Source organism: Pseudomonas sp. GM17 (genome assembly GCF_000282175.2).
GTDB lineage: Bacteria > Pseudomonadota > Gammaproteobacteria > Pseudomonadales > Pseudomonadaceae > Aquipseudomonas > Aquipseudomonas chlororaphis.
In genome coordinates this window covers 3630949-3654880 of record NZ_CP124732.1, presented here as the reverse complement: position 1 = coordinate 3654880, position 23932 = coordinate 3630949, and the positions used below count along the sequence as shown (strand labels likewise).

The window sequence follows — 23932 nt, the reverse complement described above, 5'->3', positions numbered from 1 at the left end:
GGACCAATGCGCACCTGTAGGAGCGAGCTTGCTCGCGATAGCCGCAAAGCGGCGCCCAGTCTAAGGGATCAACGGTTCAAGGGCGCAACAAACCGGCTCTTGGCCACGCTGTAGATCTGCGGCTGGTCGGCGTCGACCACCTTGAAACTCAGCTCCTGGGAACTGCTCTGCGGCTGGTCGGCGATCATCGCCACCGACACCGGCAGGTCGACGATCTCGCCCGCGGCCAGGCTGACTTCGGTCTTGCCTTGCAGCTGGAAGCCGTCGCCGTCCACCAGTTGCAGGCGGTAATCCTGGCGTTGCTGGGTCTTGTTGATGATCTTCAGGCTGTAGATGTTCTCGATCTGGCCCAGGCTGTTTTCGCGGAACAGGCCACGGTCCTTGCTGACGTCCAGCGACACCATCGGCCGCTCCACCAGCGCCAGGGCCAGGGCGCCGATCATCACCAGCAGCACCGCGCTGTAGCCGATCAGGCGTGGGCGCAGCAGATGGGTCTTGCCACCCTGCAACTGGTGCTCCGAGGTGTAGCTGATCAGGCCCCGGGCATAGCCCATCTTGTCCATGATCGAATCGCAGGCGTCGATACAGGCGGCGCAGCCGATGCATTCCATCTGCAGGCCGTCGCGGATGTCGATGCCGGTCGGGCAGACCTGCACGCACAGCTGGCAGTCGATGCAGTCGCCGAGGCCGATATCGGTGGGTTTTACGCCGCGCTTGCGCGGGCCGCGGATTTCGCCGCGGGCCGGGTCGTAGGAGATGGTCAGGGTGTCCTTGTCGAACATCACGCTCTGGAACCGCGCATACGGGCACATGTGCATGCACACCGCCTCGCGCAGCCAGCCGGCGTTCAGGTAAGTGGCGCCGGTGAAGAACAGCACCCAGAACAGGCTGACCCCACCAATCTGCAGGGTCAGCAACTCCTCGGCCAGCGGCCGGATCGGCGTGAAGTAACCGACGAAGGTCAGGCCGGTGAGCAGGCTGATGGCCAGCCACAGGCTGTGCTTGGCCGAACGGCGGATCAGCTTGTTCAGGTTCCAGGGCGCGGCCGCGAGCTTGATGCGCTGGTTGCGTTCACCCTCGGTGATCTTCTCGCACCACATGAACAGCCAGGTCCAGGAACTCTGCGGGCAGGTATAGCCACACCAGACGCGGCCGGCGAACACGGTGATGGCGAACAGGCCGAAGGCGCAGATGATCAGCAACGCCGAGAGCAGAATGAAATCCTGCGGCCAGAAGGTGGCGCCGAAGATGTGGAACTTGCTTTCCGCGAGGTCCCAGAGCACCGCCTGGCGGCCGCCCCAGTTCAACCACACGGTGCCGAAGAACAGCAGGAACAGGAAGCCCGCGCCGCTCATGCGCAGGGTGCGGAACAGGCCGGTGAAACTGCGGGTGTGGATCAGGTTGTCGCTGGATTTGGCCTTCGTCTTTGGGCGCGCAGGCTCGAATGTTTCTACTAATCGGACGGGGATTCTTTCGCTCATGGTCGTTCGCTCATCAGCCTCCATCAGGCAGACGAACTATGCCCAGCGATCTGTTTGCATAACAGACTCAGGTATCGCAATAAAAAGCAGATCAGATGCCCGTCAGGCGCCGCCCTGCGACAACTTGCCATACCCGGCCAGGCGCCCGCTATCGGGCGCCGTCGGCGTCTGGCACAGGCCTGCGCCGGGCGCTGTGATGCAGATCAGTCAAATCACCGAATCACTGTCGCTGGCGCGCAGATGACGCCGGCCGTCGGTGGCGCCTGCTACGGTCAATGCGTCGGCTTCTGCTTCGGTGATAAGGAGGGCTGCCTCGTTGCCCGCCCGCCAATAAGAACCTGAGAACCCGAACGGAAAGGACCTGCGCATGAACGCCTGGTGGCATGAAGTCTGGGTCACCCTGCAAGCGGAGTTCGCCGATATCGGCGATGCCCGGCAACTCACCCAGATCACCGTACGCCTGCTGATCGCCGCGCTGCTGGGCGGCATTCTCGGTTTTGAACGCGAGCACAAGGGCAAGGCCGCCGGGGTGCGCACCCATATGCTGGTGGCGCTGGGGGCGGCGCTGTTCGTGCTGGTGCCGCAGATGTCCGGCGCCCAGGCCGATGCCATGAGCCGGGTGGTGCAGGGGGTGATCGCCGGTATCGGTTTTCTCGGCGCGGGCACCATTCTCAAGGGCAAGCAGGACGAGGAAGGGCACGTCAAGGGCCTGACCACCGCGGCCGGGCTGTGGATGACCGCGGCGATCGGCGTCTCGGCGGGTGTCGGCCGCGAAGCCACGGCGGTGTTCAGCACCCTGCTGGCGCTGGCGGTCTTCAGCGTGATGCCCTGGATAGTGCGCAAGCTGGAAGGCGACGATGAACCGCCCGGATAAACGCCCTGAAGCGTCGCGGGCACACTCGCCGCCAGCAACGAAGGGATGCCCGCTGCCGGTTGGCGACGGCAGCGACGGGCAACCGATTGTCTACGCTTGTCATGGTTTGGGCGTAATGCTGTGACCGCAAGCGATGACCGGTGCCGGATCGATCGGCGGCTCCTCCTTGGGCGGTGGGGTCGTTTCGGGTGGATCTTCCTCGGGCACCGGTTGCGGCTCGGTTGGCGGCAACGTCGGGTGGTCGATGTTCGGGTCGGGCGTTTCCGCCGGGATCGGGATACTCATGGGCATGGCCTCCTTTGTGCTTGGTTTTGCACCGTCTTCCAAGGTGGACCCTCGGCCCGGTGATTTGATTCCCGGCGCGAAGGGAGGCAAATCCGGGTGAACTTTCCCGGCCCTGGTGTCTCGGAACCTAAGTGCTTCGCTGATCCGCGCGGGCCATTGCCGACCCTGGGGCCGTTCCCAAGGGAGGGCGCCGCGCCGGAATAGACCAGCAACAGAGCGTCCATGGGGCGTAAGGAGTGATGCTCGATGACTGCCGAAAAAAGACCGACCGAACTGCAATACAACCCGAACCTGCCCCTGTCGCAGGCCTTGCTGCTGCCGCGTATCGTCATCGAGAACACTCGGCCGCTGATCGACGGTGGCCAGTTCGCGGTCAAGGCGGTGGCGGGGCAGGTGGTGCGGGTCAGCAGCAAGGTGTTCGCCGACGGCCACGACAAACTGGCCGTGCGCATCCGCTGGTGCGCCGAAGCCGACAGCCACTGGCACAGCGAAACCATGGAAGACCTCGGCAACAATAGCTGGGAAGGCCAGTTCACAGTACCCAGCCAGGGCCGCTACCTGTATTGCATCGAGGCCTGGATCGATCAGTTCGCCAGCTTCTGCTACGACCTGCAGAAGAAACACCAGGCCGGCATCGCGGTCAGCCTCGAATTGCAGGAGGGCCGCAGCCATGTGCTGCACGCCGCCGAGCGTAGCGAAGGGCCGCTGCGCGAGCAGTTGCTGGCGCTGCACCATGAGCTGGCGACGCTGCTCGAAGCCGAGCAGGTGGCGCTGTTCCTGCACGAACGCAGTGCACGGCTGATGGCCGAGGCCGACCACCGTCCCTACCTGAGCCTGAGCCCGCAATACCCGCTGGACGTGGAGCGCGAACGCGCGCAGTTCGCCAGCTGGTACGAGCTGTTTCCCCGCTCGATCACCGATGATCCGGCCCGTCATGGCACCTTCGACGATGTGCACTCGCGCCTGGCGATGATCCATGACATGGGTTTCGACGTGCTGTACTTCCCGCCGATCCATCCCATCGGCCGCAGCTTTCGCAAGGGCCGCAACAACTCGCTGACCGCCGGCCTCGACGAGCCCGGCAGCCCCTATGCGATCGGCAGCGAAGAGGGTGGCCACGAGGCGATCCATCCGCAGCTCGGCAGCCGCGAGGATTTCCGCCGCCTGGTGGCGGCCGCCGCCGAGCACGGCCTGGAGATCGCCCTGGATTTCGCCATCCAGTGTTCCCAGGACCATCCCTGGCTCAAGCAGCATCCGGGCTGGTTCAACTGGCGCCCGGACGGCAGCATCAAATACGCCGAGAACCCGCCGAAGAAATACCAGGACATCGTCAACGTCGACTTCTATGCCATCGAGGCCATCCCCAGCCTGTGGCTGGAGCTGCGCGACATCGTGGTCGGCTGGGTCGAGGAGGGGGTGAAGATCTTTCGCGTGGACAACCCCCATACCAAGCCGCTGCCGTTCTGGCAGTGGCTGATCGCCGATGTGCGGGCGCGGTTCCCGGAGGTGATCTTTCTCGCCGAGGCCTTCACCACGCCGGCGATGATGGCGCGCCTGGGCAAGGTCGGTTATTCCCAGAGCTACACCTATTTCACCTGGCGCAACACCAAGAGCGAACTGGCGACTTACTTCACCGAACTCAATCAGTCGCCGTGGCGCGAATGCTACCGGCCGAACTTTTTCGTCAACACGCCGGACATCAACCCGTTCTTTCTCCATGACTCGGGGCGCCCGGGGTTTCTCATCCGCGCCGCGCTGGCCACCATGGGCTCGGGCCTGTGGGGCATGTATTCGGGGTTCGAGCTGTGCGAGGCGGCGCCGGTTCCGGGGCGCGAGGAATACCTGGACTCGGAGAAATACGAGATCCGCCCCCGGGACTTCAGCGCCCCCGGCAACATCATTGCCGAGATCGCCCAGCTCAACCGCATCCGCCGACAGAACCCGGCGCTGCAGACGCACCTGGGCTTGCAGGTCTACAACGCCTGGAACGACAACATCCTGTATTTCGGCAAGCGCACCGCCGACCTCGGCAACTTCATCCTGGTGGCGGTCAGCCTCGACCCGTTCAACGCTCAGGAAGCGCATTTCGAATTGCCGCTGTGGGAGCTGGGCCTGCCCGACGATGCGCAGACCCAGGGCGAGGACCTGATGAACGGCCATCGCTGGACCTGGTACGGCAAGACCCAGTTCATGCGGATCGAACCCTGGCAGCAACCGTTTGGCATCTGGCGCATCAGCGTTGCCTGATTCACACCGGTAGCCGCTGCCGCAGGCTGCGATCGGCCCGGAACGGGGCGCGCTGTTGAGGGCCTCGAAGGTCCTGCGGACCTTGTCGCAGCCTCGCGGAGCTCGGCAGCGGCTACAGGCGCGATCGGTGTAGCCGCTGCCGCAGGCTGCGATCGGCCCGGAACGGGACGCGCTCTTGAGGCCGTCGAAGGTCCTGCGGACCTTGTCGCAGCCTCGCAGGCTCGGCAGCGGCTACAGGCGCGATCGGTGTAGCCGCTGCCGCAGGCTGCGATCGGCCCGGAACGGGGCGCGCTCTTGAGGCCGTCGAAGGTCCTGCGGATCTTGTCGCAGCCTCGCGGAGCTCGGCAGCGGCTACAGGTGCAGCGCTATATCTGCGCGGCACGGACCCATGAATGTTCAGGAGTTACCCATGGCGAAGAAAACCAGGTCAGCCACCTTCATCAAGGACCCGCTCTGGTATAAGGACGCGGTGATCTATCAGGTTCACGTCAAATCCTATTTCGACTCCAACAACGACGGGATCGGCGATTTTCCCGGGTTGATCGCCAAGCTCGACTACATCGCCGACCTGGGGGTGAACACCATCTGGCTGCTGCCGTTCTACCCCTCGCCGCGCCGCGACGACGGTTACGACATCGCCGAATACCGCGGCGTCAGCCCCGACTACGGGACCCTGGCCGACGCCCGGCGCTTTATCGCCGAGGCCCACCAGCGCGGGCTGCGGGTGATCACCGAGCTGGTCATCAACCACACCTCGGACCAGCACCCCTGGTTCCAGCGGGCGCGCAAGGCCAAGGCCGGCTCCAAGGCGCGGGATTTTTATGTGTGGTCCGATGACGATCAGAAGTACGACGGCACGCGGATCATCTTTCTCGACACCGAGAAATCCAACTGGACCTGGGACCCGGTGGCCGGCCAGTACTTCTGGCACCGCTTCTATTCCCACCAGCCGGACCTCAATTTCGACAACCCGCAGGTGATGAAGGCGGTGCTGTCGGTGATGCGCTACTGGCTGGACATGGGCATCGACGGCCTGCGCCTGGACGCCATTCCTTACCTGATCGAACGTGACGGCACTAACAACGAGAACCTGCCCGAGACCCACGACGTGCTCAAGCAGATCCGCGCCGAGATCGACGCCAACTACCCGGACCGCATGCTGCTGGCCGAAGCCAACCAGTGGCCGGAAGACACCCAGTTGTACTTCGGTCAAACAAAGAAGGGCGACGTGAAGGGCGACGACGGCGATGAATGCCACATGGCCTTCCACTTCCCATTGATGCCGCGCATGTACATGGCGCTGGCCCAGGAAGACCGCTTCCCGATCACCGACATCCTGCGCCAGACCCCGGAGATTCCCGCCAACTGCCAATGGGCGATCTTCCTGCGCAACCACGATGAGCTGACCCTGGAGATGGTCACCGACCGCGAGCGCGACTACCTGTGGAACTACTACGCCGCCGACCGCCGCGCGCGGATCAACCTGGGCATTCGCCGGCGCCTGGCACCGCTGATGGAGCGCGACCGGCGCCGGGTCGAGCTGCTCAACAGCCTGCTGCTGTCGATGCCCGGCACGCCGACCCTGTATTACGGCGACGAGATCGGCATGGGCGACAACATCTACCTGGGCGACCGCGATGGTGTGCGTACGCCGATGCAATGGTCCATCGACCGCAACGGCGGCTTCTCCCGGGCCGACCCGGCGAGCCTGGTCTTGCCGCCGATCATGGACCCGCTGTACGGCTACCAGTCGGTGAATGTCGAGACCCAGGCCGGCGACCCCCATTCGCTGCTCAACTGGACCCGGCGCATGCTGGCGATCCGCAAACAGTCCAAGGCCTTCGGCCGCGGCAGCCTGAAGATGCTGTCGCCGAGCAACCGCCGGATCCTGGCCTACACCCGCGAATACACCGGGCCTGACGGCAAGCACGAAATCATCCTCTGCGTGGCCAACGTGTCGCGCAGCGCCCAGGCGGCGGAACTGGACCTGTCGGCGTTCGCCGGCATGGTGCCGGTGGAGATGCTCGGCGGGAATGCCTTCCCGCCGATCGGCCAGCTGAATTTCCTCCTGACCCTGGCGCCCTACGGTTTCTACTGGTTTGTCCTGGCGGCGGAAAACCAGATGCCGAGCTGGCATGTGGAGCCGGCCCAGAGCATGCCGGACTTCACCACCCTGGTGCTGAAAAAACGCCTCGAGGAATTGCTCGAAGCGCCGTCGCGCACCACCCTGGAGCAGAGTTCGCTGCCGACCTGGCTGCCCAAGCGCCGCTGGTTCTCCGGCAAGGACAGCGCCATCGAGCAGGTGCACATCGCCTATGGCGTGCGCTTCGGCGATCCGCAGCATCCGGTGTTGCTCAGCGAGCTGGAGGTCAGCGGCGGCGGCCAGAGCGGGCGCTACCAGCTGCCGTTCGGCTTGCTCGGCGAAGAGCAGATCGGCGCCGCGCTGCCGCAGCAACTGGCCCTGGCGCGGGTGCGCCGTGGCCGCCAGGTGGGGCTGATCACCGACGCCTTTGCCCTGGAAAGTTTTGTGCACAATGTCCTGCAGGCGATCCAGGCGCACACCGTGCTGCCCTGTGGCGATGGCGAGATCCGCTTCGAGGCCACGGAGCAACTGGCCGGGCTCGGCCTGGGCGCGGAATCCGAAGTGCGCTACCTGTCCGCCGAGCAATCCAACAGCTCGGTGGTGATCGGCACCAGCCTGGTGCTCAAGCTGATCCGCAAGGTGGCCAGCGGCGTGCACCCGGAACTGGAGATGAGCGCCTACCTGACCGCCGCCGGCTTCCAGCACATTTCACCCTTGCTCGGTTCGGTGATCCGCCGCGACGGGCAGGGCGAGGACAGCCTGCTGATGATCGCCCAGGGTTACCTGAGCAATCAGGGCGATGCCTGGGAGTGGACCCAGAACAACCTGGAGCGGGCGATCCGCGATGAACTGGCCGACGCCATGTCCGAGCAGGACCAGCACTACAACGCCCTGGGCGAGTTGCGCGACTTTGCCGGCATGCTCGGCCAGCGCCTGGGGGAAATGCACCAGGTCCTCGCGGCGCCGACCGCCAACCCGGCCTTCCGCGCGCGGCCGAGTACCGACAAGGACGCCCAGGCCTGGGCCAGGCAGATTGGCGCGCAACTGGAACGGGCCTTGCACTTGCTCAAGCAGCATCAGGCTGAGCTGACGGCCGAGGATCGACAGCGCGTGGCGTCGTGGAGCCAACACAAGACAGCGATCCTGGCGCATATCCAGGGCCTGGCGAAACAGGCGGTCGGCGGCCTGCGCATGCGCGTCCACGGCGACCTGCACCTGGGCCAGGTGCTGGTGATCAAGGGCGACGCGTACCTGATCGATTTCGAGGGCGAACCGGCCCGGCCGCTGGACGAGCGCCGGGGCAAGCACAGTCCGTACAAGGACGTCAGTGGGGTGCTGCGCTCCTTCGACTATGCCGCGGCGCTGGCCCTCGGCGGCCAGGGCCTCGACGCCTCGGCCCACGCCCTGGCGGCCCGGCAGCGGGTCACCGAGCGTTATCTGCGCGAAGCCCGCGAGTCGTTTGTCCAGGCGTACCGGCTGGCGGCAGCTAGTCTTGCTCATGCCTGGCAGGAAAAGAATGGCGAGGACGCCGCGCTGGCCTTGTTCAGCCTGGAGAAAGCAGCCTACGAAGTGGCGTATGAAGCGGAAAACCGTCCGGCCTGGCTCGCGGTGCCGCTGCGGGGGCTGCATGTGCTGCTAAGTGATATGAAGGTTGAGTGATGTGAAACCCTTTTCCGATACAAAAAGTGCTGGAGAGCAGTCATGAGTTTCTCGAACAAGGAACAGGGTCAGGTCAAACAGGCAATGCCCGCCGCGCGGGATGTCGAGGCACTGGTGCGTGCCGAGCACCAGGACCCCTTTGCCGTGCTCGGCCCCCATGGCGACGGCGCCGGCGGCCAATTCATCCGTGCCTTCCTGCCGGGCGCCCTGAGTGTGCAGGTGCTGGCTCGCGATGGCGTGACAGTGCTGGGCAGCCTGGAGGGCACCGAGGTGCCGGGGTTGTTCGTCGGGCACTTTGCCCAGGCCCAGCCCTATCTGCTGCGCACGCAATGGGCCGGTGGCGAGCATATTGGCGAAGACCCTTACAGCTTCGGCCCGTTGCTGGGGGAGATGGACCTGTACCTGTTCGCCGAGGGCAACCACCGTGACCTCAGCGCCTGCCTCGGCGCGCAGCTGAAAACCGTGGAGGGCGTCGACGGCGTGCGTTTCGCGGTCTGGGCGCCGAATGCCCGGCGGGTCTCGGTGGTCGGCGACTTCAACGTCTGGGACGGACGGCGGCACCCGATGCGCCTGCGTCATCCGTCCGGGGTCTGGGAGCTGTTCGTGCCGCGCCTGGGCCCGGGCGAAGCCTACAAATATGAAATCCTCGGCGCCCACGGCATCCTGCCGCTGAAGTCCGACCCGGTGGCGCTGGCCACCCAGTTGCCGCCGGATACCGCCTCGAAAGTCGCCAGCCCGCTGAGCATCGACTGGCAGGACCTCGACTGGATGCAGGCCCGCGGCGAACGCCAGCGCACAGACGCGCCCTTGTCGATCTACGAACTGCATGCCGGCTCCTGGCAATGCGAGGTGGACGATCTGGGCGAGGTGGCGCGCCAGTACGACTGGCACGAACTGGCCGAACGCCTGATCCCCTATGTGCAGAACCTGGGGTTCACCCATATCGAGCTGATGCCGATCATGGAGCATCCCTTCGGCGGTTCCTGGGGCTATCAGCCGCTGTCGCAGTTCGCCCCCAGCGCCCGCTATGGCAGCACCGACGACTTCGCGGCGTTCGTCAACGCCTGCCACCTGGCGGGCATCGGGGTGATTCTCGACTGGGTGCCGGCGCACTTTCCCACCGACGCCCATGGCCTGGCGCAATTCGACGGCACCGCGCTGTACGAATACGGCAACCCGCTGGAAGGTTTCCACCAGGACTGGGACACCCTGATCTACAACCTGGGGCGCACCGAGGTCCACGGTTTCATGCTGGCGTCGGCGCTGCACTGGCTCAAGCATTTCCATGTCGACGGTCTGCGGGTGGATGCCGTGGCCTCGATGCTCTACCGCGACTATTCGCGCAACGCCGGGGAGTGGGTGCCCAATCGCCATGGCGGACGCGAGAACCTCGAAGCCATCGACTTTTTGCGTCACCTGAATGACGTGGTGTCCCTCGAGGCGCCGGGCGCCCTGGTGATCGCCGAGGAGTCCACGGCCTGGCCGGGCGTCAGCCAGGGCACCCAGCAAGGCGGCCTGGGCTTTGCCTACAAATGGAACATGGGCTGGATGCACGACTCGCTGCATTACATCCAGCAGGCCCCGGTGTACCGCGCCCATCACCACAACGAACTGAGCTTCGGCCTGGTGTATGCCTGGTCCGAGCGCTTCATCCTGCCGATCTCCCACGACGAAGTGGTGCACGGCAAACGCTCGCTGATCGACAAGATGCCCGGCGACCGCTGGCAGAAGTTCGCCAACCTGCGGGCCTACCTGAGTTTCATGTGGACCCACCCGGGCAAGAAGCTGCTGTTCATGGGCTGCGAGTTCGGCCAGTGGCGCGAATGGAATCACGATCAGCAACTGGACTGGTACCTGCTGCAATACCCCGAGCACCGCGGCGTGCAGAAGCTGGTGGGCGATCTCAACCGGCTGTACCGCGAGCATCCGGCGCTGCACGACCAGGACGACGCGCCCCAGGGCTTCCAGTGGCTGATCGGCGACGACGCGATCAACAGCGTCTACGCCTGGCTGCGCTGGAGCAAGGACGGCAAGCCGCTGCTGGTGGTGGCCAACTTCACCCCGGTGCCGCGCCAGGCCTACCGGATCGGCGTGCCCTTTGCCGGGCGCTGGGGCGAGTTGTTCAACAGCGACTCCGATACCTACGCCGGGTCCAACTATGGCAATGGCGGCGGGGTGTTCACCGAGGACGTGACGAGCCACGGCCAGGCGTTGTCGCTGGCGTTGAACCTGCCGCCGCTGGCGGTGCTGATCCTGCAACCCGAAGCGTGATGTCGACTGGCCGCTGCGCGCAGCGGATCGCGAGCAAGCTCGCTCCTACAGAGGTTGCGCGTTCCCTGTAGGAGCGAGCTTGCTCGCGATGACATCTGCCCAGACACCCTCAAGCTGTCCCTGAAAACCCAATCCCCTGTAGCCGCTGCCGCAGGCTGCGATCGGGCTCGCAGAGCCCGCAACCCGGACGACGCGTATGGCCGATGCTCCCTTTGCCTCGGCTGCGCCGCCGATCGCAGCCTGCGGCGGCTACAGGTTTTTACCAGCGCATCCGCACACCCAGGCTGCCGATCAGTCCGTTGAGGTCGTTGTCGTCCACGTCGCTGCTGTAGTCGGCGCTCACGTACAGGCTGACGGCGGGGTGAGCCTGGCCACCAGGCCCAGGCCGACTTCGACCGTGGAGGACTTGCGGCTGCTGCTGATCTTGTCGACCTTGTCCAGGGTCAGGGTGTCGCCGCTGTACACCGTGTGCCACAAGCTGGTGCGCACATAGGGTTCCACCGAGTGCCCGGCGACGTCGTAACGGCCTTGCAAGTGGGCCCCGACGCGGCCGCTCCAGGCGTTGAGGTTACCGGCGGAGCGGGTGCTGCTGTCGGCATTCGGGTTGTCCAGGCTGACGCGCTGGTTGATCAATTGCGCCTGGGGTTCGACCACCCAGTTGTCGCTGATGCCGATGGGAATCCCGCCTTGCACCGACAGGGTCACCGCGCTGCCTTCGGCGGCTTGTCGCTGGCCTTGCTCGGTGCGGCTGAAGCCGCTGACCCGGGCGCCGCTGGCCGACAGATCGACGTGCCAGCCCTGCGGACCGGTCAGGCTCCAGAACGCGCCAAGACTTTGACCCTGGACACTGAAACGGTCGTTACGCGGGTCGCTGAAACCGCCGGGCACGCCCTGACCGTTGGCCTGGAACTGGCTCTGGCCGCCCAGCAGGCCGATGCGCTGGGTATGCCCGCTGCTGCTTTCCAGGGTGTAGAGCACCGGGCCGCCGGGCGTGTCGTTGATGCTGCTGGCAAAACGCGAACCGAGGTAGCCGACTTCGGTCTGCCGCGCCGCGGGCCCGTACAGCGGGTCCCAGACCTGCGGGCTGCCTTGCACGATACCCAGGCTGTTGCCCTGGGGCTGGCTGGCCGGCATGGGCGTCGCGGATGTCGCGGGTGTCAACAGGCGGTTCAGGAGCAGGTCCTGGTGATACCAGAGCTGCGCCTCGTCCTCGGCAGGGGACGCTTGTACCTCCATGGAAGAACACAGCAATACCGAAGCGGAAACTGTGCACAGAATGATCTTGATCTCTTGTGGGGTGAGTGAAGTTTTCATGGAGGGCTACCTTGCAATCGCATGCCGTGTCTCGCCGTGGCGTCTCTCCTACCCCGAATGAGGGGCGACCGAGTTCGTTGAGGCAAGGCTCGGCGACCCGCTCTAGAGCAGGTATCCGAGGCTTGCCCCTGATTGTATTTCCGGGGGTAGTAAGCTGTAGCTAAGGAGACGACTCCGCGATCGTCAAGAAAATGACCGACCAATGGCGTAGGTAATTCAGGCGCTGTAACCGACTGAAAAAAAGCCATTCTCTAAGTTCTTGTTTGTACGAAAAAACGTCAAGAAAGGTGGGGGAAAGCGATTTTCGGTAGCCCACTACCGACTCGCCCTTTGCGGGCGAGTCGGTGACTTTCCTGGGCCAAGGGCCGCGTCAGGCCTTGGCCAGCGCGCTGGCCGCTTCGTCGATCAGGCCGGCGACCGCGGTTGCCGGAGAGGCGAGAGTGGCCTGGTGGGCCGCCAGACCGATGATCCTCGATGCCTGGGCGAAGGCATCAGAGGTGCACTTCCACCGCCAGCGGCAGGTGATCCGACAGGTGAGTCCAGGGCTTGTGCCCGAGGATCTTCGGTGCGTGGCTGCTGGCGTTGCGCAGGTAGATGCGGTCCAGGCGCAGCAGTGGCCAGCGCGCCGGGTAGGTCTTGGCCGGCCTGCCATGGTGGCGTTCGAAGGCTTCGTGCAGGTCGTCGCGGCGGGCGAGGGTGGCATTGCCATGCAACTGCCAGTCGTTGAAGTCGCCGGCGATGATCACCGGCGCATCGTCCGGCAGCGACTTGAGCAACTGGCACAACAGCGCCAGTTGCAGCTGGCGATGGCTTTCCAGCAGGCTCAGGTGCACGCAGATCGCGTGCACTTCGGCATGCCCCGGTACATCCAGCACGCAATGCAACAGCCCGCGGCGCTCCGGGCCGGTGATCGAGACATCGAGGTTGCGATACTGGCGGATCGGGTATTTCGACAGCAGGGCGTTGCCGTGATGGCCATCGGGATAGACCGCGTTGCGCCCGTAGGCGAAGTCGCTCCACATGCTGTCGGCGAGAAACTCGTATTGCGACTGCTGAGGCCAGTTGCCGTAGCGGCTGGCGTGGCGGTCGTGCTCGCCCAGCACTTCCTGGAGAAACACCAGGTCGGCCTGGGTGCTGCGGACCGCGTCACGCAGCTCCGGGAGAATGAAACGGCGGTTCAGGGCGGTGAAGCCCTTGTGGGTGTTGACGGTCAGGATGCGCAGGCGATGGATCGCCGGGGTTTCGTCTGGCGCTGCCGACGTGACCGGACGCCTGGTTGAATCGGTGCTCACGCTCACTCCTCGTAATCAGGGCGGTTACTCATGCGACTGACACTTTGCCGGTCAGTTCAGGTTTGCCCCCGGTCTGCCCGCATCGGGGCAGCCCTACATGAAAAAGATTTCGTAGGACTGGCGCAGCCGCTCCAGCACCACCGGCGTCAGGGTCGGGGCCAGGCCGATGCCCGGATCGCCCTGCAACTGGCTGGCATAGGCATGCGCCGCATGGCGCTTGCGGGCCACGGTCCAGGTGTCGAGGCGCAACTTGCGGGCGCGGTGCCAGGGCAGCAGCTGTTCATCGCGCGCCGGCCAGTGCCAGGCCCACACCGGCACTTCGTGGAACGCCACGCCAGCCTGGGCCGCGGCCTTGGCGCTGGCCCGGCCGACGGCGTCGTGATCGTCGTTGCCGTCTTCGCGCCAGGTGCTGAACACCACGTCATCGGGGCGCAGGTAACGGCCAATGAACTGGCTCAACTGATGCTCGCGTTCCTGCAGCCCACTGTCGGCAAAACCGCCGCGAATCCACTGCAGGCTGTGCAGGGGCAAACCCAGGCGGCGCAGGGCCTCGACACTTTCCTGGGGACGGAACACGCTCAGGCGCCGCTCCGACCACAGGTCGGAGCCGGGGTGGCTGGCGCTGCCGTCGGTGATGGAAATCAGTTGCAGCGGATGGCCATGGTGGGCCAGTACCTGCAGCAGGCCGCCGCAGGTCAGCACCTCGTCACCGGGGTGCGGGGCAATGACCACCGCGCGAAATCCGGGCGGCACCAGGCTGGCAAGGTTGATGGAGGGGACGTCGAGCAGTTGGCGGGCGCCGTTCCAGACCTGCTCCGGCCAGTTGTCGCTCAGGGGTATGGATCTCATGGGTGTCACATCCTTGTTCCGGGGCAGTCGGCGCGCGGTGACGGACCGGGCCGCTTGGGTTCGCACCCGGTATCGGTCCGGGTGCCGGCGCTCCATACCTTGGATTGCCGTCTTGCAAGAGCGTTCAATCATACACAGCCGTTGGCCACCGTCGCAGGGGGCAGCGATTTTTTCCGATGGCGACGCTCAGCAGTTCAAGATAGCGGGGAATGGATATCCGGCACCATCGTACATGTGTCTGATGGGCTGGCCACTGCCCGCCATTCAATCCGGCAAATGGCCAATGACCTGCTCAATCGTCATCCTCGTGCTGCAGTTCGAACAGCAGCAGCGAGCGCCCGGTCACCGAGTACCGGTGGCCGAACTCGAAGCGTTCCTGGCCTTTCACCGAGGGCTGGTTGGTGTCGATCATGCAGGTCCAGAAGCCGCCGTCGGGCACTTGGGGCAGGCTGAAGTTGACGATGTCGTGATGGGCGTTGACCACCAGCAGCAGGGTCGCGTCGGCGCCGGGGCGGCGTATCCCTGTTTCCTGGGCGCGGCCGTCGAGCAGCATGCCCAGGCAGCGGCCGTGGCTGTCCTGCCATTGTTCGATGGTCATCTCGCTGGCGTCCGGGGCGAGCCAGGTGACGTCCTTGACCCCGATATCCTCGTTGTAGTTGCCCACCAGGAAGCGTCCGCGGCGCAGGATCGGGTAGGTCATGCGCAGCTTGACCAGGCGCCTGACGAACTTCAGCAGCGACTTGCCGTCCTCGTCCAGGTCCCAGTTGACCCAGCCGATTTCGCTGTCCTGGCAATAAGCGTTGTTGTTGCCGTGCTGGGTGCGGGCGAACTCGTCGCCGGCAACCAGCATCGGCGTGCCCTGGGCCAGCAGCAGGGTGGCGAAGAAATTGCGCATCTGGCGCAGGCGCAGCGCATTGATCTGCGGGTCGTCGGTGGGGCCTTCGACGCCGTGGTTCCACGACAGGTTGTGGTTGCTGCCGTCCTGGTTGTCTTCGTCGTTGGCTTCGTTGTGCTTGTCGTTGTACGACACCAGGTCATGCAGGGTGAAGCCGTCGTGGGCAGTCACGAAATTGACAGAGGTATAAGGCCGCCGGCCGCGCTGGTTGAACATCTCGCCGGAGGCGGTCATGCGCGCGGCGAAGTCGGCGAGCTGGCCGTCGTCGCCTTTCCAGAAGGCGCGCACGGTGTCGCGGAACTTGTCGTTCCACTCCACCCAGCCCGGCGGGAAACCGCCCACCTGATAACCGCCGGGGCCGATGTCCCACGGCTCGGCGATCAGCTTTACCTGGCGCAGCACCGGGTCCTGGCGGCAGGCCACGAGGAAGCTGTGGCGCTCGTCGAAGCCATCGTGGTAACGCCCGAGAATGGTCGCCAGGTCGAAGCGAAAACCGTCCACGTGCATTTCCGTGGCCCAGTAGCGCAGCGAGTCGGTGACCATCTGCAGCACGCAGGGATGGCTCAGGTCGAGGGTGTTGCCGGTCCCGGAATCGTTGATATAGAAGCGTTTGTCGTCGGGCATCAGGCGGTAGTAGGAGGCGTTGTCGATGCCGCGCATGGACAGGGTCGGGCCTTGCTCGTTGCCCTCGGCGGTGTGGTTGTAGACCACGTCGAGTATCACTTCGAGCGCGGCTTCGTGCAGGTGCGCGACCATTTCCTTGAATTCGGCGATCTTGCCGCTGGCCAGGTAGCGCGGGTCGGGGGCGAAGAAGGCGATGCTGTTGTAGCCCCAGTAATTGGTCATGCCCTTGTGCAGCAGGTGCTGGTCGTTGACGAAGGCATGGATCGGCAACAGCTCCACCGACGACACCCCGAGCTTGCGGATGTGCTCCAGCACATCGTCGACCATCAGCCCGGCGAAGGTGCCACGCACCGCCTCCGGCACCGAGGGGTGACGCATGGTGAAGCCACGCACGTGAGTCTCATAAATGATCGTTTTGTCCCAGGGCACGCTGACGCGATGATCGTGGCCCCAGGTGTGGGCCGGGTCGATCACTTTGCATTTGGGCACGAAGGGCGCGCTGTCGCGCTCGTCGAAACTGAGGTCGGCGTCGGGGTGCCCGATGGTGTAGCCGAACAGCGCTTCGGACCATTTCAGCTGGCCCACCAGCTGCTTGGCATACGGGTCGATCAGCAGCTTGTTGGGGTTGAAGCGATGACCGTTGGCCGGGTCGTAGGGGCCATGCACCCGATAACCGTAGATCAGCCCGGGGTGGGCGTCGGGCAGGTAGCCGTGGAAGATCTCGTCGGTGTATTCCGGCAGTTCGATGCGTTCCAGCTCGACTTCGCCCGTGGCATCGAACAGGCACAACTCGACCTGGGTGGCATTGGCCGAGAACAGGGCGAAGTTGACCCCCAGGCCGTCCCAGGTCGCGCCGAGCGGGAAGGGCAGGCCTTCGCGGATGCGCGAGGGCTCGGTGGCTTGCGGGGTTTTCGGCGTGGCGGCTGTTTTGGCGGTGGTCATGGGTGCTCCTGCGAATCAGATGGGCGAATGGGCTCCCTGTGGCGCTCGGGCGCGCCACGCACATGGGCTAGGTCGGCAGTGGAGGGTGGCGCGAACGCCTCGCGGCAGAGGCGTCAGCTGGTCGCTGGCTTGCGCGGGGCCCGCGGCTTTTTCGCCGCGCTGCTTTTGCTCCCGGGCGGCAATCCTTTTTCTCCGGGAGGCACCAGGGGGGCCGCCGCGGGTTTGGCGACGGCCTTGGGCTTTGCCGCGGGCTTGCCGGGTTTGGCGCTGGCGGCGCGGGTCGCCCTGGGCGGCTTGCTCGGGGCCAGGGCCTCGGCTTCGGCCAGCTTGCGGGCCATTTCCCAATGCCGGTGTTCCTGGCCGTCGGGCCGGCCTTCCGATTCCCAGATTTGATAGGCGAACTCACGAATGCGTTTGTCGTCGGTACTCATCGCAATGCTCCTGAACTGAACTCAAGTTTGGATGAAAAGGTTGACCGGGAAATCCCGCAATGCGCTGCTGATCATCAGATCCTTGTGGGGTGTGACTGCCCCCGTGGAAAAAAGTCCCTTCAGGTTTTGTCCTGGCGCGGCGAATGGCAGATGCACACGCGTATCGCCCCAATCCGGCGCGTTGACCCGCGGTTGCGCGCCGCTTTCCAGCAGCCCGGCGACCAGCCTGGGCACGATCACCACGGCGCGCTGGCCCTGGTGTTCGCGCATGAAGGCCAGCACCTTGCCGGCGTGTCGGCCCTGTACCGGCAGCGGCTGGTAAGTGCCCCGGCGAAACAGCTGCGGGTACTCGCCCCGGCGCGCCAGCGTGGCGGCGATCAGGGCCTGCTTGATACGCCCGTCACGCCAGTGGGCCAACAGTTCCATGGTTTCGCCGCAAGGGTCCAGAGCCTGCTGTCGGGCGGCGAAATCCACCGGGCGACGGTTGTCCGGGTCCACCAGGCTGAAGTCCCAGAACTCGTTGCCCTGATACAGGTCCGGCACGCCGGGCACGGTCATGCGCAGCAAGGATTGAGCCAGGCCGTTGAGGGCGCCAGCGGGCGCGATGACCTGGACGGCCGCGCCTATGGCGCTGCGCAACGGCAGGCCCTCGGGGCTGAGCAACAGGCGCTCGATGAAGTGGTGCACGGCACTTTCATAGGCCTCGTTGGCCGCCGCCCAGCTGCTGTGCAGCTTGGCTTCGCGCAGGGCTTTTTCCTGCCATTGCCAGAGGCGCTGGGCATAGTCGCGCAGGCCCTGGCGGTCGTCGCTGTGCAGTTCCAGCGGCCAGCTGCCGAGCAGGGCCTGATAGAGGATCAGCTCGTCGCCGGCGCCGGGCGCCTGGGGATCGCTGCGCAGGGCCTGGGCCAGGCCGCGCCAGTGTTCCACCTGTTCGACGTACCAGGGGCCGAGTTCGCTGAGCACCGCCAGGCGCGCGCGGGTATCTTCGCCGCGCTTGTGGTCGTGGGTGGCACTGGCCAGCAGGTTGTCGGGGAAAGCCTCCAGGCGCTCGCGGCAGGCGGCGTGGAAATCTTCCACCGGGGCGCAGAACTGTTCGGTGGAGAAACCCACATCGTTGCGCGACAGCAGCACCGCCGAGCGATAGAGCGCGGTGTCTTCCACCGCCTTGGCCGCCGCCGGCGAGGTCAGTTGCTGGAAGCGCACGCAGGCATGCTTGAGCACCTTGCGCGGGCGCCCCGGCGGCAGCTGGCGCCAGCCGCGGCCGCCGAGCCACTGTTGCAGGTAGGCCAGCACTGGCCAGTCGGTTTCGCCCAGGGTGTCACGGGCGCCTTGCAGGGCCTGCTGGAAAAACCCCTCATCTGTCGCCGAGCGCCCGCAGGCACCGATGTAGGTGCGGTACACCGGGAAGTGCACGATCAGTTCCTGCAAGGCACGGCGAATGGCGCCGAGGGTCAAGTCGCGGCTCATCACGTCGTTGCGCGCCACTTGCAGCAGGGCCTGGGCCACGCTTTCGAAATCGCTGGCCAGCGAGCCGTTGAGCAATTGCTGGCGCGCCAGCCGGGCCTCTTCGAGAAAGGCCGCCGGCCGTTCGCTGTGCCGGCTCCAGAGTTCGGCCAGGGGGGCGGCGCCTTGCGGGTCGTGTTGCAGCAGCGACAGCTGGTTCATGAACTCATAGCCGGTGCTGCCGTCCATGCCCCAGTCGCGGCGCAGGGTTTCGCCAGCGCCGAGGATCTTCTCGACATAGATCGGCAAGTGCTGGCCGGGACGCAGGGCGTCGACCCGGCGCCGCAGTTTGCGGCAGTAGCCGCGGGGATCGGCCAGGCCGTCGATATGGTCGATGCGCAGCCCGTCCACCAGGCCGGCGGCGATCAACTGGAAGATTTTGCCGTGGGTGGCCTCGAACACCGCCGGGCGCTCGACCCGTAGCCCACCCAGCTCGTTGACGTCGAAGAAACGCCGCCAGTTGATGTCGTCCGCCGCGGTGCGCCAGCTGGCCAGGCGGTAGCTCTGCTGCTCCAGCAGGGCGTGCAGGCGGGAGAAGCCCTGCGGCTGGCGCGAATCGTAGCGCGCCAGGTGCTGCTCGATGGCCGCGCGGACCTGCGGGTCACGGGCGGCGTCCTGCAGCTGCTGTTGCAGAGGCTCGGCCTGAGTGTGGGCGTCGGACTGGTAGCGCAGGGTGCTGAAGGCATCGGCCAATGGCTTGAGACGCTCGGCCGGTTCGGCGTCCATCTCGCCCTGGAGCCGCAGCAGTTCGCCATAGTCGCTGGGGCAGATCGGGAAATGATGCTGGTAATGCTCGACATGAAACTCGCCCCGTTCGGCATCGAAGCACAGCCTCAGCGCGCCTTCCTGCAGGGCCACGCCGTAGTCGCTGCCGAGGAACGGCAGCAGCAACTGGCCTTCCAGCAAGGGGTCGGGGGAGTGCCACTGGATATCGAAGAATTCGCCGTAGGGGCTCAGGCGGCCCCAGCGCAGCAGGTCCTGCCACCAGGGATTGTCCGCGCCGCCGACCGCCATGTGGTTGGAGACGATATCCAGCAGCAGGCCCATGTCGTGCTGGCGCAGGCTGCGGACCAGGCGCTCCAGGGCGGCCTCGCCACCCAGTTCGGGGTTGACCCGGGTCGGGTCGACCACGTCGTAGCCATGCATCGAGCCGGCGCGGGCGCACAGCAGCGGCGAGGCGTACAGGTGGCTGATGCCCAGGCGGGCGAAGTAGGGCACCAGCGGCACCGCGTCGTCGAGAGTGAAGCCGCGATGAAACTGCAGGCGCAGGGTGGCCCGCACGGGCGGGCTGTGGTGCGTGGAATCCTTCATCGGTCGCGCTCGTGGGCCTGTTGCCGGGCGCAGGCCAGCAGCTCCAGGCGGCGTGCGGCGTCCGGGTCGTCGAGCAAGGCCGCGCTGCTGCCGGCCAGGCGCCGACGCCAGTTGGGATGGCTGTCGAGGGTGCCGGGCAGGTTGGCCTGTTCGTCGATGCCCAGGGCGTCCTCCAGAGGCAGCAGCACCAGCGGCGCGCGGGTATGGCCGAGGAAGCGCACGCTGGCGTCCACCACCTGATCGGCTTCGTGGGTGTCTTCACGAAAATTCTGCGGGTCGCGACTCAGGGCGTGGCGCAGGCCCTCGCGTTCGCGCTGGCGATGTTCGCGCCAATGGGTTTCGCCGCTTGCGTCCACCAGGCCCAGGCGCGCGCTCCAGTCGATGTCGCGGCCCTGCCACCAGCCGTTGAGGGTCGGCAGGTCGTGGGTGCTGGTGGTGGCCAGGGCGTTGTCCGGCCAATCGAGGATCGGCCGGAAATGCGTGCCGTGCTCCTGCTCGAACAGCAGCACGCGCATGCCGAGCATGGCCCGCGCGCTGAGTTTTTCCCGCAGGCCGTCGGGCACCGTGCCGAGGTCCTCGCCGAGGACGATCGCCTGGTGCCGGTGCGATTCCAGGGTCAGCAGTCGCAGCAGGTCGTCCACCGGGTAATACAGGTAGGCGCCGTCGCAGGGCGGGGCGCCGAGGGGGATCACCCATAGCCGCTGCAACCCCATCACATGGTCGATGCGCAGGCCGCCGGCATGGGCGAAGTTGGCCCGGAGCATTTCGATGAAAGCGTGGAAGCCATTGCGCACCAGGCCCTCCGGGGAAAAGGCGGAAATGCCCCAGCCCTGGCCCTGGCGATTGAGAATGTCCGGCGGCGCGCCGACGGTCAGCGCCGCCAGCAGTTCGTCCTGGCGGCTCCAGGCCTGGCTGCCGCCGCCGTCGGCGCCCACCGCCAGGTCGGCGATCAGGCCGATGCCCATGCCGCTGCTGCGGGCGGTGGCCTGCACCCGCTCCAGGCAACGGGCGATCAGCCATTGGCAGAAGGCATAAAAGCCGATATCGGCGGCGTGCTCCTCGGCGAACTGCGCCAGCGCCGGGCTGCGTGGGGTGCGCCAGGCGTCGGGCCATTCGCGCCAGTCGAGGCTTTCGCCGCGGGCCGCGCGCTGGGCCTGGATGGCTTCGAAGCGGCAGTGGTTTTCCAGGGCCTCGCCACTGGCGTGGCGGAAGCTGGCGAAGTCCTGGTGCAGCGGATGCTCGCCCTGGCAGAAGCCGTCATAAAGCGCGCGCAGGACTTTCTGCCGGGCGTGGGCCGCCACCGGCCAGTCGACCATCGGCTGTTGTTCCAGCTGTTGCAGTTGCGGCCCGAGGCCGCTGGCATCGATCGCGCTGCGCCAGGCCCGCTCGCCGAGAATGGTCCCGGGCGCGGCGTACAGGTTGTTGAGAAACAACCGGCTGGACGGTGAATAGGGGCTGTAGCGGCCGGTGTCGCTGCTGAACATGGCATGCAGCGGGCTGATGGCCACGGCCTCGGCGCCCCGTTCGCCGGCGACCCGGACCAAGTCTTCGAGCGCTTGGGTATCACCATAACCGCCATCGCCTGCGCGGCGCAGCGAATACAGCTGCACGCTCAGGCCCCAGGCACGGGGCGTGGCCTGGTCCACGGCGTCGGCGACGCTGTAGCAGCGCTCGGGCGCCACGGCCAGGGTGAAGTGCTGGCCGGCGATGCTCACCTCCTGATAACCCACCGGCACCAGGCCCGGCAGCATGGAGTTGGCGTCCAGCCTGAGGTTGAGCACACCGCCGTCTTCCAGGTGGATTTCGCAGGGCGTGTCCGGCGCGAAGTAATGCCCGAGGTCCAGGCCCTGGCCGGCGTCGGCGGTCAGCAGCGGCGGCAGTTGCCGGCTCTGCTGCACCTGTAGCAGCTGGCGCAGGCTGGCTTCGATCTGCCGGTCGTTGTCGGCCGGATGGCCAAGGCTGGCCAGCACGGCGCGCAGCACCCGTGGCTCGACCCGTTGCGGGCGGCCGTTGGCGTCGATCCAGTCGACGGCCAGGCCGGCCCGGCTGGCGAGGATTTCCAGTTGCGCGTCGCTCATGGGTGTTCTCCGTCAAGGTCTGGCGTGGGGGCGACTGCGCCGAGGCTGACCAGCGCGCTATAGGGGGCGAGAGTGCCTTGGTGCAACCGCTCGAACGCCTGGGCCGGGTATTCGAACAGGCGCTGCGCCGCGCTTGGCGGCTGTTGCTCGACGTTGTGCGGGCTCAGGTTGAGGTCGATGCGCAGTTCCTGGCCATTGCCCAGGCGCCAGCGGGCACAGAGCGCGCCTTCGGCCAGCACCTCGGCGCCCAGGGCTTCGGCGCCGGGCAGGTAGGGCACGATGTGCTCGTGGCGCAGTTGCAACAGCTGGCGATACAGCCCCAGGGTTTGCTCGCCCTGGGCCGGGTCCGCCTGCGGCCTCGACGCGAGGAAGGTGTCCGGCGCGTTCGGGTCGGGAATCTGCTCGCGTTTATGCGGATCGGCGAAGGCGCTGAAGGCGGCGAATTCGTCGCGCCGGCCTTCGCGCACCGCGTCCGCCAGTTCGCCGTGATGGCTGGTGAAAAACAGGAAGGGCTGCGGCGCCGCCAGTTCGTCGCCCATGAACAGCAGCGGGATCATCGGCGACAGCAGCAACAGCACCGTGGCCGCCTGCAATGCCTGTGGTTCGGCCAGGCGCACCAAGCGCTCGCCGAAGGCGCGGTTGCCGATCTGGTCGTGGTTCTGCAAAAACAGCACGAAGGCGCTGGGCGGCAAATGGCTGCTGGGTTCGCCGCGAGGGGTACCGTGGCGGGTGACGTGGCCCTGATAGACGAACCCCTGGCTCAGGCAGCGCGCCAGTTTCTCGGTGGGGCGTTCGGCGAAGTCGGCGTAGTAGGCGTCGGTCTCCCCGGTGAGCAGCACATGCAGGGCGTTGTGGCCATCGTCGTTCCACTGCGCGTCGAAGTGCTGCTCCAGCAGGCTGGCCTGGTTGTATTCGTTTTCCACGGTCAGCCAGACCTGCCGCGCCGGGTCGATCCGGCGGCGCACCCGATGCGCCAGCTCATGCAGGAAGTCCGGGTCGTCGATCGCATGCACGGCATCCAGGCGCAGGCCGTCGAAGCGGTACTCCAGCAGCCACATCAGGGCATTGTCGATAAAGAAGTCGCGCACGGGCTGGCGGCGAAAGTCGATGGCCGCGCCCCAGGGCGTGTGCCGGTCTTCCCTGAAGAAGGCCTTGGCGTAGTGGTGCAGGTAATTGCCGTCGGGGCCGAAGTGGTTGTAGACCACATCGAGCATCACCGCCAAGCCCAGGCCGTGGGCGCAGTCGATCAGGTGCTTGAGGTCGTCGGGCGAACCGTAGGAGGCTTCCGGCGCATAAGGCAGGACGCCGTCGTAGCCCCAATTGCGATCGCCGGGAAACTCCGCCAGGGGCATCAGCTCGATGGCGGTGATGCCCAGCTCGGCCAGGCGTGGCAGGTGTTTTTCCACTGCGCGGTAACCGCCGAGCACGCCCACATGCAGCTCGTAGATCACCGCTTCGTGCCACGGCCGGCCTTGCCAGTGCGGGTGCCGCCAGCGATAGGCCCGGGGATCGACCACCAGGCTGGGGCCGTCGATGTCGCCGTCCTGGGCCCGGGACGCCGGGTCGGGCACGCGGATCTGCTCATCGACATTGAAGCGGTAGCGGGTGCCGGGCGGGCACTGGCCGATGACCATGAACCAGCCGTTGGCCTGGGGCTGCATGGGCAGCGACATGCCGTCTTCGAGTTCGACGCTGATGTGCTGTGCGTTCGGCGCCCAGAGGGCAAAGCGGGTGCGCTCGGTATCGAGCGCAGTAGCGCCGTGGGGCCAGGTTTCCAGAGTCCTTGACGGCAT

Annotated in this window: 13 protein-coding genes and 2 pseudogenes; 4 read left to right on the top strand and 11 right to left on the bottom strand. The window is 66.1% G+C overall.

The genetic code is table 11. The features are described from left to right. Positions 1–68: 68 nt before the first annotated feature. On the bottom strand, positions 69–1481 hold the full coding sequence (gene ccoG, locus PMI20_RS16435) for a cytochrome c oxidase accessory protein CcoG (RefSeq protein WP_007930976.1): 1413 nt from the start codon (positions 1479–1481) through the stop codon (positions 69–71). 207 nt (positions 1482–1688) lie between these two features. Next, positions 1689–1787 (bottom strand): annotated as a pseudogene (locus PMI20_RS16430) (DUF3203 family protein); the annotation flags it as partial. 61 nt (positions 1788–1848) lie between these two features. On the opposite strand from PMI20_RS16430, the gene PMI20_RS16425 reads away from it, so the two are divergent. Continuing rightward, complete coding sequence (locus PMI20_RS16425; protein WP_007930978.1) at positions 1849–2355, top strand: MgtC/SapB family protein; 507 nt, start codon at positions 1849–1851, stop codon at positions 2353–2355. A 99-nt stretch (positions 2356–2454) separates the two neighbouring features. Here PMI20_RS16425 and PMI20_RS16420 read toward each other — a convergent pair whose 3' ends face one another. Further along, positions 2455–2640 (bottom strand): hypothetical protein, encoded by a 186-nt coding sequence (locus PMI20_RS16420; RefSeq protein WP_007930980.1) that lies wholly within the window; start codon positions 2638–2640, stop codon positions 2455–2457. 246 nt (positions 2641–2886) lie between these two features. On the opposite strand from PMI20_RS16420, the gene PMI20_RS16415 reads away from it, so the two are divergent. The 3 genes from PMI20_RS16415 (at position 2887) to glgB (ending at position 10900) form a co-directional block, all read left to right on the top strand. Next, the gene (locus PMI20_RS16415) at positions 2887–4887 is read left to right on the top strand and encodes an alpha-1,4-glucan--maltose-1-phosphate maltosyltransferase (protein ID WP_007930983.1); all 2001 of its coding nucleotides are present in this window, start codon (positions 2887–2889) and stop codon (positions 4885–4887) included. A 409-nt stretch (positions 4888–5296) separates the two neighbouring features. After that, positions 5297–8629 (top strand): maltose alpha-D-glucosyltransferase, encoded by a 3333-nt coding sequence (gene treS, locus PMI20_RS16410; RefSeq protein ID WP_007926792.1) that lies wholly within the window; start codon positions 5297–5299, stop codon positions 8627–8629. Between the two features lie 42 nt (positions 8630–8671). Beyond that, positions 8672–10900 carry a 1,4-alpha-glucan branching protein GlgB gene (gene glgB, locus PMI20_RS16405; RefSeq protein WP_007926791.1) on the top strand — a complete coding sequence of 743 codons (2229 nt, stop codon included), beginning with the start codon at positions 8672–8674 and terminating at the stop codon, positions 10898–10900. A gap of 259 nt (positions 10901–11159) precedes the next feature. Here glgB and PMI20_RS16400 read toward each other — a convergent pair. The 8 genes and pseudogenes from PMI20_RS16400 to treZ all read right to left on the bottom strand — a co-directional run bounded on the left by PMI20_RS16400 (position 11160) and on the right by treZ (position 23932). After that, positions 11160–12214: pseudogene (locus tag PMI20_RS16400) on the bottom strand (autotransporter domain-containing protein). A 491-nt stretch (positions 12215–12705) separates the two neighbouring features. Continuing rightward, the gene (locus tag PMI20_RS16395; protein ID WP_007926789.1) at positions 12706–13506 is read right to left on the bottom strand and encodes an endonuclease/exonuclease/phosphatase family protein; all 801 of its coding nucleotides are present in this window, start codon (positions 13504–13506) and stop codon (positions 12706–12708) included. Between the two features lie 93 nt (positions 13507–13599). After that, positions 13600–14355, bottom strand: a complete 756-nt coding sequence (locus PMI20_RS16390; RefSeq protein ID WP_007926788.1) for a PIG-L deacetylase family protein — start codon at positions 14353–14355, stop codon at positions 13600–13602. A 292-nt stretch (positions 14356–14647) separates the two neighbouring features. After that, complete coding sequence (gene glgX / locus PMI20_RS16385) at positions 14648–16816, bottom strand: glycogen debranching protein GlgX (RefSeq protein WP_007926786.1); 2169 nt, start codon at positions 16814–16816, stop codon at positions 14648–14650. 113 nt (positions 16817–16929) lie between these two features. Further along, on the bottom strand, positions 16930–17247 hold the full coding sequence (locus tag PMI20_RS16380) for a DUF2934 domain-containing protein (protein ID WP_007926784.1): 318 nt from the start codon (positions 17245–17247) through the stop codon (positions 16930–16932). A gap of 21 nt (positions 17248–17268) precedes the next feature. Continuing rightward, positions 17269–20061: a malto-oligosyltrehalose synthase gene (locus tag PMI20_RS16375; RefSeq protein ID WP_007926782.1), complete on the bottom strand. Its 2793-nt coding sequence runs from the start codon at positions 20059–20061 to the stop codon at positions 17269–17271. Then, positions 20058–22139, bottom strand: a complete 2082-nt coding sequence (malQ, locus tag PMI20_RS16370; protein WP_007926779.1) for a 4-alpha-glucanotransferase — start codon at positions 22137–22139, stop codon at positions 20058–20060. The genes PMI20_RS16375 and malQ overlap by 4 nt, the downstream gene beginning before the upstream one ends. Then, entirely contained in the window at positions 22136–23932 is a 1797-nt protein-coding gene (gene treZ / locus PMI20_RS16365; RefSeq protein WP_007926777.1) for a malto-oligosyltrehalose trehalohydrolase, read from the bottom strand. The genes malQ and treZ overlap by 4 nt, the downstream gene beginning before the upstream one ends.